The organism is Vagococcus lutrae, from assembly GCF_023299185.1.
In the GTDB taxonomy this organism is placed as follows: domain Bacteria; phylum Bacillota; class Bacilli; order Lactobacillales; family Vagococcaceae; genus Vagococcus_A; species Vagococcus_A lutrae.
On sequence record NZ_CP097017.1, the window covers coordinates 612,576 to 625,912 of the forward strand.

Annotated in this window: 11 protein-coding genes; 6 read left to right on the plus strand and 5 right to left on the minus strand. The window is 37.7% G+C overall.

What is annotated here, in order from left to right:
- The first annotated feature begins 369 nt into the window (after positions 1-369).
- Positions 370-1,128, plus strand: a complete 759-nt coding sequence (locus M2919_RS02895) for an alpha/beta fold hydrolase (RefSeq protein WP_248849176.1) — start codon at positions 370-372, stop codon at positions 1,126-1,128.
- A gap of 38 nt (positions 1,129-1,166) precedes the next feature.
- Here the strand turns inward: M2919_RS02895 and M2919_RS02900 are convergent, their stop codons facing one another.
- Positions 1,167-3,053: a heavy metal translocating P-type ATPase gene (locus M2919_RS02900; protein WP_248849177.1), complete on the minus strand. Its 1,887-nt coding sequence runs from the start codon at positions 3,051-3,053 to the stop codon at positions 1,167-1,169.
- 136 nt (positions 3,054-3,189) lie between these two features.
- Between M2919_RS02900 and recQ the strand changes: the two genes are divergently transcribed.
- Positions 3,190-5,007: a DNA helicase RecQ gene (gene recQ, locus M2919_RS02905; RefSeq protein ID WP_248849178.1), complete on the plus strand. Its 1,818-nt coding sequence runs from the start codon at positions 3,190-3,192 to the stop codon at positions 5,005-5,007.
- A gap of 94 nt (positions 5,008-5,101) precedes the next feature.
- On the opposite strand, the gene glnA is transcribed toward recQ, so the two are convergent.
- Positions 5,102-6,442, minus strand: a complete 1,341-nt coding sequence (gene glnA, locus M2919_RS02910; protein WP_248849179.1) for a type I glutamate--ammonia ligase — start codon at positions 6,440-6,442, stop codon at positions 5,102-5,104.
- A gap of 268 nt (positions 6,443-6,710) precedes the next feature.
- On the opposite strand from glnA, the gene M2919_RS02915 reads away from it, so the two are divergent.
- The gene (locus M2919_RS02915) at positions 6,711-7,604 is read left to right on the plus strand and encodes a cation diffusion facilitator family transporter (RefSeq protein WP_248849180.1); all 894 of its coding nucleotides are present in this window, start codon (positions 6,711-6,713) and stop codon (positions 7,602-7,604) included.
- Positions 7,605-7,609: 5 nt separating this feature from the next.
- Complete coding sequence (locus tag M2919_RS02920; RefSeq protein WP_248849181.1) at positions 7,610-8,740, plus strand: NAD(P)/FAD-dependent oxidoreductase; 1,131 nt, start codon at positions 7,610-7,612, stop codon at positions 8,738-8,740.
- On the opposite strand, the gene M2919_RS02925 is transcribed toward M2919_RS02920, so the two are convergent.
- On the minus strand, positions 8,741-10,165 hold the full coding sequence (locus tag M2919_RS02925; protein ID WP_248849183.1) for a hypothetical protein: 1,425 nt from the start codon (positions 10,163-10,165) through the stop codon (positions 8,741-8,743).
- Between the two features lie 78 nt (positions 10,166-10,243).
- Here M2919_RS02925 and M2919_RS02930 point away from each other — a divergent pair, with 78 nt between their 5' ends.
- Positions 10,244-10,429, plus strand: a complete 186-nt coding sequence (locus M2919_RS02930) for a hypothetical protein (protein ID WP_202584869.1) — start codon at positions 10,244-10,246, stop codon at positions 10,427-10,429.
- A gap of 282 nt (positions 10,430-10,711) precedes the next feature.
- Entirely contained in the window at positions 10,712-12,007 is a 1,296-nt protein-coding gene (locus tag M2919_RS02935; RefSeq protein WP_248848390.1) for an ISL3 family transposase, read from the plus strand.
- Between the two features lie 79 nt (positions 12,008-12,086).
- Here M2919_RS02935 and M2919_RS02940 read toward each other — a convergent pair whose 3' ends face one another.
- Both M2919_RS02940 and M2919_RS02945 read right to left on the minus strand, forming a co-directional pair.
- Positions 12,087-12,536 carry a threonine/serine exporter family protein gene (locus M2919_RS02940; RefSeq protein ID WP_126761836.1) on the minus strand — a complete coding sequence of 150 codons (450 nt, stop codon included), beginning with the start codon at positions 12,534-12,536 and terminating at the stop codon, positions 12,087-12,089.
- Between the two features lie 10 nt (positions 12,537-12,546).
- The gene (locus tag M2919_RS02945) at positions 12,547-13,305 is read right to left on the minus strand and encodes a threonine/serine exporter family protein (protein ID WP_126761839.1); all 759 of its coding nucleotides are present in this window, start codon (positions 13,303-13,305) and stop codon (positions 12,547-12,549) included.
- Positions 13,306-13,337 lie beyond the last annotated feature (32 nt).

Genomic DNA, 13,337 nt, shown 5'->3' on the forward strand with positions numbered 1-13,337 from the left:
TAGATTCGTGTTACCACCTTGATTTGTTTATTTTTCTCAAAATAAACCTCGACCAGTACACCTATTAGGTAAACTGCGACACGATATCGTGTGTCCTATCCGTGAATGGCTTACGCATCCGCGCTCACCTTTCAACTCATCCGAGACCATTTTCAATCATCACTCGCACGATTCTTCACACCTACCAGAATCTCTCTTGGCTTTAAGCGACCATTTACTTTTCTCTTCACTTGAGTCTATATTGATTAAAATTAACTATACTGAGTTCTTTTAAAAATGTCAAGAGTAAATCAAACATTATTTTTGAGTTTTTATTAAAACACTCTTATACTAAGATTAACAAATGATTGAAAACAAAGGAGTTTTCTAATGAAACTAAGTATAAAAGAACGTCATATTGCTGAAATTCCCATTTTAGAGGTCGTTGCCGAAACTCTTTTAAATGAGCCCTTACCTCTAATTCTTTACTATCACGGTTGGCGCAATAATAAAGAGTTAGTATTAACTCAAGCACGCCGTTTAGCTCGTGAAGGCTTCCGCGTTGTTTTACCAGACGCCATGCACCATGGTGAGCGACGTGTAACAGAGATTTCATCCATCCCGACCTTTACTTTTTGGTCAAGTATCCAATATAACTTAGCTGAGTATCATGTGCTAGTTCGCTATTATGAAGAACGCGAATTGATTTTAGATGAGCGAATTGGTGTAGGAGGCTACTCTATGGGAGGAATTACCACGGCCGCTTTAATGAGTCAACATGCTTCTATAAAAGTCGGCACTAGTATCATGGGGACACCACAACCTTATCGTTATTATCGTTATATGAAAGATCACATCAACGCACGCGTACCATACGGCTATCCACCGGAAATGGACCACCTGCTTTCATGGATTCCACATTACGATTTGAGTTTACAGCCTGAAAAACTGGCGAATCGACCGCTTTTAATCTGGCATGGAACGGATGATGACCGTATTCCGTATGAACAAGCTTTTGATTTTTATGAAACCATTAAAACAAAGTCTTACGGTGAACAAACGGTCTTTTTAACAGGTAAAAATGAAGGACACTTAGTGACCATTCCACTTATGGATGAGATTACCACATTCTTTGTCAAACACTTATAAAAAAAACTCGTCTACATCATAATGTAGACGAGTCATTTTTATTTTTTAGGCGGTAATAACATTCTCAAACCATTAAATATCACGACTAAAGTACTTCCTTCATGTGTAATTACACCAATTGACAAGTTCATTTTCCCTAATATATTTAAGATGACTAATAAAATAATCACAGCTAATGAGAAATAAATATTTTGCCAAATGATTTTATCTAGTTTTTTAGATACGCGATGCGCATAGCTTAAATTAGATAGGTCATTTTTCATCAACACAGCATCTGCCACTTCCATGGCAACGTCAGTTCCATCCCCCATGGCAATACCGATATTTGCTTGCACTAAAGCCGGTGCATCGTTTACACCATCACCCAACATCGCAACTGAGCCGTACTCTGCTTGTTTTTGTTTGATAATTTCGGATTTATTTTCAGGCAGTACATTGCCGACCACTTCGTCCATACCAATTTGTCGTGCGACAGCTTCACCAGTCAAAGTAGCATCTCCCGTAATCATCACCGTATGTATTCCTTCTTTATTTAAGTAAGAGATAACTTCTTTTGCTTCTTCATTCGGTAAATCCATCATAGCAATTAACCCTTTAACTTCTTGATTAATCGCATAATACACGACTGTCTTTCCTTCATTCGCATATTGAATCTCATGTTCTTTAATTTGAGCGGGTACTTTCTCAAACAAACTCGGTTTGCCAATACGGTATTCATCGCCTTCGTGATGCGCGACCAATCCACGGCCGATTTCATTTTCCATCTCTAACTCAATCGTTTCTTCTATTTCAAAGTAACGCGTAATTGCTTCAGCTAACGGATGATTCGCTTGTTTTTCCATAGCGACAATCACATCAATATGTGCTTGGTCTTGATTATCAATAAAATAATAATCTGTAACTGACGGTTCACCCTTAGTCAACGTGCCCGTTTTATCAAAGGCAACAGCTTTCAGTTGAGCGATATTAGCAAGATAAGCGCCACCTTTAAAAAGAACGCCCCTTTTCGCTAAGTTAGAAATAGCAGATAATGTAGCTGGGACAGCACTTGCCGCTAAAGCACAAGGAGAGGCGACAGTTAGAAACACCATGCCGCGGTAAAAACTCTCATACCAAGACCAGCCGAATACAAATGGCCCGATTAAGATAAAAATGGGGACTATCGCTAAGACTGCTTTAACATAGATAGGTTCTATTTTTTGTATCTTCGTCGCTGCTTTAGGCATACTTGCTTGCGATTCATTAACTAACTGTAAAATTTTGGCAAATAACGTTTCATCCGCATTTTTGGTTACTTCCATAGTAAATGTATGATTTCCATTAATCGTACTCCCAAATACAGTATCCCCTACTTGTTTTTCTTGAGGAATACTTTCACCATTAATCGCGGATTCGTCAATACTCGTTGCACCAGAGATAATGACCCCATCCGTTGGTACTTGGTCACCATTTAAAACATGTAATTGGTCCCCAACTTTAAGCTCCTTAACACTGACGATTTTCGTGCTACCGTCTGGTTGGATAAGCCGAGCTTCTGTGGGATTCATCTTCATCAAGTTCGTAATTTCACGTTTACTCTTTCCTTCTGCATAATCTTCAAGAAAATGCGCTGTAGCAAAAATTAAAATTAAAAGAGACCCCTCTAAAAAATCTCCAATAAATGAAGCGCCAACTGCGGCAATTGTCATTAAAATATGAATGTTTGGGGTGAATTTTTTTGCGTCAACCGTTGAATGAATGGTATCTAAAATCCCCTCTTCAATCACATGATAACCCGTCAACAACATGGCGATAACAAAGGTCACATTTTGTTGCAAGCTTTTTTCTGGTAAAAACAACGCTACAATAAACACAATAAGGCCCACGATATACAATATCACTGGTAGTTTTCCATGATCGTGGTCATGGTGGTGTTTTTCTGTCATATAAATCCCTTCTTTCATTCAAATGAATAACCATTCATATATTATATTATAGAATATTGTTCATTTTTTCGCAAGTATAAACGCTTTAATCAAATATGCTATAATAAGGGAATGTTTAGAGAGGAGTCTTTGAGTTATGTCACCACATGATATTTTACGGCATTACTATGGATACGATACATTTAGAGAAGGACAATTAGCTATTATTGACGCTATTTTAGCGAAGCAAGATGTGATGAGCATTATGCCGACTGGTGCTGGAAAGTCAATTTGTTATCAGATTCCCGCACTCATCATGCCCAATCTGACATTAGTCATTTCGCCACTCATCTCATTGATGAAAGATCAAGTCATGGCTCTACAACAAAATGGATTACCTGCTGGTTATCTAAATAGCTCACAGACCTATCAGGAACAATATGCTGTCTTACGTGCCTGTCAGGAACGCCAAATAAAACTACTATATGTTGCCCCTGAACAACTTTTGACTGAACGTTTTTTAGCGTTTAGTTCAACCGTTCAAATTGACATGGTAAGTATTGACGAAGCGCATTGCGTTTCTCAATGGGGTCAAGACTTTCGCCCTCATTACCTTGATATTATGAAATTTGTGACCACACTGCCCAAGCGTCCAGTTATGAGTGCTTTCACAGCCACTGCTACGCCTTTGGTAAAAGAGGATATTATTAAAATTTTAGCGTTAGAAAATCCATTCCAAGTGACCACTGGCTTTGACCGACCTAATCTGTCTTTTGCTGTAAAAAAAGGCAAGCATAAAAAGGACAGTTTACTCCAATTTATTGCTGAACATTCTCAACAGTCAGGTATCATCTACTGTCAAACGCGACAATTAGTAGAAGAAATCAAAGATTTACTGATTGAACACGACTATGAGGCTACTTACTATCATGCCGGTCTTTCACATGAAGAGCGCAATCGAAATCAAGAATCATTTGTTAGAGATGTAGTCCAAATCATGGTAGCGACGAATGCTTTTGGCATGGGAATTGATAAAGCTGACGTACGCTTTGTCGTTCATTACAATATGCCTAAAAATATGGAAAACTATTATCAAGAAGCCGGTCGAGCGGGACGAGATGGCGAAGCTGCCGACTGTCTCCTACTTTACAGCGGGAAAGATGTCGTGACTAATCAGTTTTTTATCCAAAAACAAGCGGAGAATAGTCTGTTACCAACAGAAGAAGCCGAATGGTTTAAAAATCTAGAACAAAAACGATTGAAGAAAATGTCTTATTATTGTTTCACGCAAAACTGTTTAAGGCAATATATGTTGCATTATTTTGGTGAAAAAGCGCCTTATTATTGTGGAAATTGCTCTAACTGTTTAAATCAATCGGAAAAAATCGATGTCAGTACTTCGATAAAAAAAGTTCTTTCTTGCGTCAAGCGTCTACGAGAAAATTATGGGATTACCATGGTAGTAGATGTTTTAAGAGGAAGTACCAAGCAGCGACTTAAACAATTACGTTTAGATCATTTATCTACTTACGGTATTATGAGTGATACGTCTGAAAAACAACTTCGTCATTTAATTGATTTTATGTTAGCGGAAGGATATTTAGCCCAATCAAATGATGACTACCCTGTTCTGACACTTGGTGAGCGTGCTTCAGAAGGCCTGTTTGGAAAGGAACCTATCCAAATGATTGCCTTTAAAGAAACAAAACCAGTTATCAAAAAAGAACATGCTTCAGAACAAGACGTACCAAATCCAGCACTTTACGCTCGATTACAAATGTTAAGAAGAGAATTAGCTGATGAACAAAGAGTTCCTGCGTATGTGATTTTTAATGATGTCACATTAAAAGAAATGTGTCAGTCTCTTCCTGAAACAGACGCAGACTTACTTAAAATAACGGGTATTGGCGAAGTAAAATTAGCCAAATATGGCTCTCAGTTTTTAGAAACAATTCAAACTTATTTAGATGCATAAAAAAAGAAGCAAAAAACATGAAACAGATATCATGTTTTTTCGCTTCTTTTTTGGTTATTAAAATACAGCTACTAGCTTGCTATTTTTATGACGATTAATAGCGTTCAATATACATATCACGTTCCCATTCCGAAACATGTTGACGATATGCCGACCATTCTTGTTGTTTAGCTTCGACAAAGTTTCCAAATATATGTTCACCCAGAGCTTCTTGGACGACACTATCTTTCCGAAGAGCTTTGACTGCATTATGAAGCGTAGACGGAAGGTCTGAAATTTGTGCTGCTTCGCGCTCTGCCTCAGTCATATCATAAATGTTTTGATTCACTTCAGCTGGTGGCGTCAATTCTCGACGGACTCCATCTAATCCTGACGCTAGCAATACTGCCATAGTTAAATAAGGATTGGCAGCAGGGTCGACCGAACGTAATTCTACACGTGTTGAAAGACCTCGTGACTCAGGTACACGGATTAACGGCGAACGGTTACGTCCACTCCAAGCGACATAGACGGGTGCTTCAAAACCTGGCACTAAACGTTTATACGAATTGACAATCGGATTGCATACTGCTGTATAACCACGAGCATGTTCGATTAAACCTGCCATAAACTGATAAGCTGTTTCACTTAACTCACGCTCGCCCTTCTCGTCGTAAAAAGCATTTTCATCTCCTTTAAATAAGGACATATTGCAATGCATCCCTGATCCGGCAATCCCGTGTAGAGGTTTTGGCATGAATGTCGCATGTAAACCATGTTTACGTGCAATGGTTCGTACAACAAGCTTAAAGGTTTGAATATTGTCACACGCTTTGACTACTTCTTCATATTTAAAATCTACTTCATGTTGACCAGGTGCACATTCGTGATGAGAAGCTTCTACTTCAAACCCTAAATTTTCTAACTCTAATACAATATCACGACGACAGTTTTCCCCTAAATCAGTAGGAGATAAATCGAAATAACCACCGCTATCATTTAAATCAAGTGTAGGACGTCCAAATTCATCTAGTTTAAAAAGGAAAAACTCTGGTTCTGGCCCTAAATTAAAAGACGTAAATCCTAAATCTTGCATATCTTTCACTACACGTTTTAAATTGCCACGAGGGTCACCGGTAAACGGTTCGCCAGTATGTGTGTAGATGTCACAAATCAAACGAGCGACTTTACCGCCTGTTGCTTCCCAAGGAAAAATCAACCAAGTGTCTAGATCAGGGTATAAATACATATCACTTTCTTCTATTCTAACAAACCCTTCAATAGAAGAACCGTCAAACATCATCTTATTATCTAGCACCTTATCCAATTGACTAATTGGAACCTCAACGTTCTTAATAGTTCCCAAAACATCTGTAAACATCAGTCTTAAAAAATGTACATTTTCTTCTTCGACTTGTTTTTTTATGGTAGCGATTTGCGTTTTTCTATCTTTCACACAGACTCCCTCTTTGCTTTTTATTTCATACTTTTAAAAAAATAACACCTATACCATTTATAATATAAACGGTCACGACATCATAGTTGTATGATTATTAAAAGAATACCATTGTAAAAAAAGGTTGTCAATCATATGAAAACCCTTGCATTTATTTTTCATGTTCCTAAGTCTCTTTTTTGGTCTCCCTTAACACTAGTCACGTCTCTAGCTGTCTGTTATAATTTCATTCAGTACCTAATAAACAGTGTAGAAAGGAAGTTTTTTGGTGCAACAAAAACGATATGAACAACTCAAGCTCGCTGAAAGAGGCGCGCTTATTAGTATTGTCAGCTATATCTTACTAGCAGCTGCTAAAATAATCATGGCAAAACTCTACCATTCCGCTGCGCTTCAAGCAGACGGTTTTAATAACTTATCCGACGTCATCGCTTCGATGGCCGTTTTTATTGGCTTACGCTTAGCTCGTCAACCAGCGGATGATGATCATCGCTATGGCCATTGGAAAGTGGAAACAGTCGCTAGTTTAATTACTTCTTTTTTAATGTTTTTTATTGGGATAGAAGTTCTCGTTTCAGCAATTAAAAATTTATTTAATGACAAACTTCCTGCCCCAAATCCAATCGCAGCGTATACGGGCATCGCTTCGGCAATTATTATGTTTGGGGTGTATAGTTATAATCATCGCCTGGCAAAAAAAGTCAGCAGTCATGCACTCGATGCTGCGGCTAAAGATAATTTATCAGATGCTTTAACCAGTTTAGGAACAGCGATTGCGATTTTCGCCTCCTCCTTTCACTTGATATGGTTAGACCGTGCGACGGCAGTGATTATTGGTATCATCATTTTAAAAACAGCTTGGGATATTTTTAGCGAAAGTGCGTTTTCTTTATCAGACGGTTTTTCCGAAACCAAGTTACAGCAATACGCTGCCAATGTTTTAATGATACCTGGCGTGAAATCGATTAAAGATATTCGAGGACGAACATACGGTGCGAATATTTTCATTGATATTGTCGTCTATATGGACCCTAATTTGACAGTGGCGGAAAGTCATGATATTACTGAAGCAATCGAAACGTTACTCTATGAAAAATTTAATGTGTTTGATACGGATGTTCATGTCGAACCATTTACATCACACACACGAAAGGACGTCTAAATCATATGAAGCAGGTTGCTATTATAGGGGGAGGGATTGTAGGAATGAGTTGTGCTCACTTCTTACAATCGTTATCGCCTGAACCAATAGAGATTACTATTTTTGATGATGGAAAAGGGCAAGCGACTAAAGCGTCAGCGGGTATTATTTCCCCTTGGCTATCCCAACGTCGTAATAAAGACTGGTATGCCTTGGCTAAAGAAGGCGCTAGGCTCTACCCAGAATGGCTAGCAGAAATGAACCTTAGCGACGACAAAACAATTTATCAACAAGTTGGTACACTACTCTTTAAAAAAAATGAAGCATTGTTAGACAAACTCTATCATCTTGCGCTAGAAAGAAGAAAAGAAGCGCCAGAAATCGGCGATATAGCTCGTCTCACACCGGAAGAAATCAAAGAAAAAATACCTTTAATCGAAACGTCTCAATCGGCTCTTTTTATCTCAGGTGGCGCTAGACTGGACGGTCAACGTTTAATGACGGCAATACGACGAGAACTAACGAAACAGACGGTAACATTTGAAGACACAGCTGTTTTAAACTTATCATACAGTGATAAGAAACAGTGGACTGTTCACCTTGAAAACCGCCAGAAAACATTTGAACAAGTCGTATTGGCTACTGGCGCGTGGTTGCCCCATTTATTAACACCTTTAGGATATGAGGTCGACGTACGTCCTCAAAAAGGGCAATTGCTTGTTTTAGATACAGATTTTCCTTCTAAAGACTGGCCGGTTATCATGCCTCAGGGAGAAGGCGATATTATTCCATTGCGTCATGGTGAAATTCTCATTGGCGCTACTCATGAGAATGAAGGCGGATTTGATTTAACCGTCGATACCGAGACAACCCAACCTCTTATTGATAATCTCATACGACTCGTTCCTCAACTTAAAGGAACACCGATTAAAACAGTTCGTATTGGCACACGTGCTTATACGTCTGACTTTCTTCCTTTCTTTGGATGCGTGCCTGGACAAGACAATCTTTTTGTCGCAAGCGGTCTCGGTTCATCTGGTTTGACGACAGGCCCTATTATTGGAAAAACATTAGCTCAAATGCTCTTAAATATTCCAACGGATATTGACCCTAGCCATTACTCACCTGTTCCTTATATCAAAAAAGAAGCTGATTAATCAGCTTCTTTTTTTGTTATTATTGAAGGCTTCTGATAGTCGTTCCAGCCAATTTTTCTTTATTTCTGGTTCTTTAGAGGTTTTTTCAGTCGGTAATGTCCATAATAATTGATCCGTTTCAAATTGATGGCTCGGTCGAAAATGAACTTTCAACTGTTTCTGATGGCTTATGACAGTATATTCATATGGTGCTAATTCACGCACCCAGCGTAAACCTTTTTTAGCTAACTGTCGCTGCAAAGCTTCAATCGGCAAAGTGAGCTGATTAGCTTCAGGAATATAAAAAATCACCACTAATTCTTGCGTCGGTTTTGTTTCAAGAATATCATAAACTTCTAAATAGTATTGGATGTAATAGTTATAAACCGACAATGCTTCGTCTAAGGTAAAGTCAGGTACAATTTGATGATACGCTACCGCTCGTTCTTGTTTTGCTTCTAAAAAAGGGAAAAAAGCATAGACATTTAATTGACCAAAATGACGCGCCTCTTGATAAATACCACGCGCCGAATCAAATATTCGTAAGGTAAAATGTTTAGCATCCTTTTTGGGACAGGGCTGCAAATATCTATTTTGATATTGTAACATCTGACGCTGATTTTTAAACTGCATAAATTCAGTGTACGGATCGCGTAGCAAACCTACTCCGTTATTATTCATAAATTGATCAAATCCAAGTTGGAAACGAAATAACTGTTGGCTTTTGATATTATAAGGATGTGACCAACTCAATGGATCTTTGTAGAGCGTGATTATTAACGTGCCATCGTCACAAACCGTTACATTATGAACAGCTTGGACATCTAGAAAAGCTTGTTTTGGAATGTCTTGAAAGTATTCAATGGTATACCACATTTTCCAACATGACGTATAGAGACGCTGAGGTGTTACAACGTCATAGCCAGGTAGTAAACTACAGTCCACGATTTTTTCTTGCTCGTCATTTCTCATCAGCCTTAATGATTGGTGACTCAAATCAAAAGAGTCTCGTAATGATAAATCCGCAATATTGGACGACAGATATTCTTCATAGGGACGAATAAAAGCTTGAATCCCATTATTAGCTAACTGCTTTTGAAGATAATCTTCAATTAAAAAAGCCTCTTTATAAAAGTCTACTTTCTTTAATAAAAATCGTTGTGTAAAACGATTGTCCACACATGTCAAGCTCGCTTCGACTTTTTCCGCATGATAAAAATATGTCACCGGCAAAGCCTCTTGCCAGTTTGTTTGGTTTAACTCATCTTTAAATGTTTCTAAATCTACTTGTTCCATACGCTCCCCCTCGACTTTTTCGAGGCGGCCATTAGAATCTATGATTTTTCCTAAAACGAGCCATTGAGCGAGTTGTTCCGTCAATGCTGCTTTTTCAGAAGATAATCGATGTTGTAGTTGGATTAAAAAAAGGGGTTGCGTCGTTTTCATTTTGATAGCCTCCTACTTTCATTATACCTTATCAAAATGATATAGTATAATCAAACATAATTAGAAAGAAGGATAACGATGGGAATAAAATACACAAAAACTGATGAACTTGACAAATTACTTTCTCAATACATTGACGATGTCGGACTTGATGAAGATGAAATTAAACGTCGCACTGACATTGCTGAGAAAGAAGCCGAACGATTTATCACATTAGAGCAAGAACAGATAAGTAAAAAAGAAAAAAATGAACAAACGAATTAAGTTGTATTAAACATACTTTTCTATGTTGATTTCGAGATCGAGTCACCTTTGACTCACTTTAAAAACAAAAGGAATGAGCTAGAACATTACTCCACACTCATAACTCAATTCGATGTAAAAAAGCAACCTTAAGAATTTAGGCTCTATAATTTAAAGGACTGATGAATCAGAAAGTGATTCATCAGCCCTTTTTTAATTTTCTTGATTTTAGGTATTAAAAAGCATACCGTTCTCCTATATGATTAATTTACCACAAAAAAACAAACGGGAGGCGATATGCTCATGTCTAATGATATCAAAAAATTACTTCGAATCATAGAGCCAAATTTAATCACATCTGACATTTCTTACGAAATGGTAAAAGGACAACAAACATGTGTGGTCAACGCTACTTTTTCACCCCCACTAATGCCTTGTCATCATTGTGGTTCAACGGTGTATAACGAAAGTGGAAAGCAAGTAGTCGTAAGAAATGGTAAGAAAAAAGCGGTCGTGCGTTTTGATCAATTTAATCATTTACCTTTAATTATGAACGTCGCAAAACAACGCTATACCTGTAAAAATTGTGCTCATCATTGGACCGCTACCCCTTATTTTGTCGAGAAAGGACACTCTATTTCAAGACATGTGATACTTAAAATAATAGATTTATTAAAAGAAAAAATCTCATTCACTTTAATTGCGAAGTTATGCCATGTTTCTATTACTACCGTCATTAGGGTATTACGCTCAATAAAAAGTTATTTACCAACTCCCTATCAAACGTACTTGCCGGAGGTCTTAATGGTAGATGAATTTCGTTCCCATTGTTCTTCAGAAGACACCATGAGTTTTATTTGTGCAGATGGTATAACAGGAAAACTTATTAATATACTTCCTTCACGGAAGTTAACGCATTTGACTGCTCATTTCAAAAAGTATCCGAATCCTAACGACGTCAAATTATTAGTCACAGATATGAATGCCGCTTACTTTCAATTGACGAAGAGTGTTTTTACGTCAGCCAAGATTATTATTGATCGATTTCACGTGGTTAAACATTGTAATAAAGCCTTTCAGGACTTTCGTATTAAGGAAATGAAGCGATTGAAACAACAGCATAACCACTTAGGTTACCTAAAATTAAAAGCCAACTGGCGTCGCTTAACGAAGGACCGAATGTCTATCAATCATTCAGAATATAAAACATGGCGCAGTTTCCGTGCACCCCATTATCCTTATCAAACAGAAGCCATGATGATTGACCGTCTTTTGTCTTATTCTGAACCATTAAAAGAAGCCTATCACTGTTTTCATGATATGATGGATGCTTTCAGAAGTAAAAATCACGTGTCATTTATCCAACAACTAAAAGGACTACCTGAAACATTGGATTCAGAATTTCGTAAGAAACTTCACAACCTTTTAAACTATGAAGAAGGGATTCGTAACTCTCTTCTATATCCTTATTCAAACGGTAAGATTGAAGCTAAAAACACACATATTAAAACTTTAAAACGGGTATCCTATGGATTTAAATCATTTGAGAACATGAAATTAAGAATATTCATGATGAATCGCCTCATTGAAGTAAAATAAAAAAGATGAATGGAACAAGTTCCACTCATCTTTCGACTTCATTTTGATTCATCAGTCCTATTTGACAAAGAGCCAGAATTTACTTCTTATAGGTTGCTTTTATTCTTAGTATTATTTTTCTGATTAAATCAAAACCGATTAGACCTGCTGCTATGGCACCCGCCAAAGCGGAGACTTTAATCCCATAAAAGATAGCTTGATCGTACTCTCCACGAATAAAGGCATACGTCATTTGATATGAGACTGCTCCAGGTACAAGTGCAACGATACCAGGAATGTTATAAAGCGTCGCAGGTGTTTTTAACTTAACGGCAAAACGATAACTCAAGGCTGCCAACATTAAGGCACCGAAGAAACTACCCGTTACCGTACTAAAGCCTAATGTGACCGCTATCCAATAAACAGACCATCCCGCCATGCCACTTAACCCACTATAAAGTAGCTTGCTTTTAGGTACGAGCAAAATATAAGCAAAGCCTACTGTACTAATAAAACTTAAAAGAGCTTGTTTAAATAATTCTACTATCATCTTTTCACCTCTACATTTTTAAAAAGGAAAACGCAGCCGCAATACCCGCCCCGATTAAAACAGCAATCATCAATGATTCCACAGCACGAGACATGCCTGATAAAATATCATCTTGCTGAATGTCGCGAATCGCGTTAGTAATTGCAATTCCTGGCACGAGTGGCATAATACTACCAATAATCATATTATCTGCGGACAGACCAAAGCCCCATTTTTCAAATGTCAAAGCAAGTAAACCAATCATAAACGACGCTACGAATTCATCCAGATACTTCGTTTTCAAATACTTTTGACTGATTAAATAAACCGTGTAGCTTATCGCCCCAACCAAAAAAGTTGGGACAAAATCCCACCAAGACCCTTGTCCAACAATCATCATTAAACACGCACTTAAAATCCCAGCACTTAACACTTTTAAAGACATCGGACGGTCATTTTTTTTGTAATCCAATATTTGTAACATTTTATTTAACTGTATAAGCGTTATTCTATCTTCTACAAAATAACGAGAATATTCATTTACTTTCGCTACTTTTTCTAAATTAGTGGTTCGTTTCGTAACATCCATCATCTGAACAGATTTTGTACTCTCAAGCCCCATAAGGACGATACCAGATGTAACAAAACTAATCCCTCTTTCATGATGGTGCGCCCCTGCTAGACGGTTCATTGTATCTTCAACACGGGCCATTTCTGCACCATTTTCAATCATAATTTTCCCGGCTAACACACATGTTTCCAGTAACAACCCTTTTTCATGTAAATCCATCCGAACGCCCTCCTTCACTTTCCCTATTGTAT

Excerpts from the sequence above, each read along its gene's own strand:
- M2919_RS02895 (WP_248849176.1), top strand. The coding sequence starts at position 370 with ATGAAACTAAGTATAAAAGAACGTCATATTGCTGAAATTCCCATTTTA.
- M2919_RS02940 (WP_126761836.1), bottom strand. The coding sequence starts at position 12,536 with ATGATAGTAGAATTATTTAAACAAGCTCTTTTAAGTTTTATTAGTACA.
- M2919_RS02945 (WP_126761839.1), bottom strand. The coding sequence starts at position 13,305 with ATGGATTTACATGAAAAAGGGTTGTTACTGGAAACATGTGTGTTAGCC.
- recQ (WP_248849178.1), top strand. The coding sequence starts at position 3,190 with ATGTCACCACATGATATTTTACGGCATTACTATGGATACGATACATTT.
- M2919_RS02935 (WP_248848390.1), top strand. The coding sequence starts at position 10,712 with ATGTCTAATGATATCAAAAAATTACTTCGAATCATAGAGCCAAATTTA.
- M2919_RS02920 (WP_248849181.1), top strand. The coding sequence starts at position 7,610 with ATGAAGCAGGTTGCTATTATAGGGGGAGGGATTGTAGGAATGAGTTGT.
- M2919_RS02925 (WP_248849183.1), bottom strand. The coding sequence starts at position 10,165 with ATGAAAACGACGCAACCCCTTTTTTTAATCCAACTACAACATCGATTA.
- M2919_RS02930 (WP_202584869.1), top strand. The coding sequence starts at position 10,244 with ATGGGAATAAAATACACAAAAACTGATGAACTTGACAAATTACTTTCT.
- M2919_RS02900 (WP_248849177.1), bottom strand. The coding sequence starts at position 3,053 with ATGACAGAAAAACACCACCATGACCACGATCATGGAAAACTACCAGTG.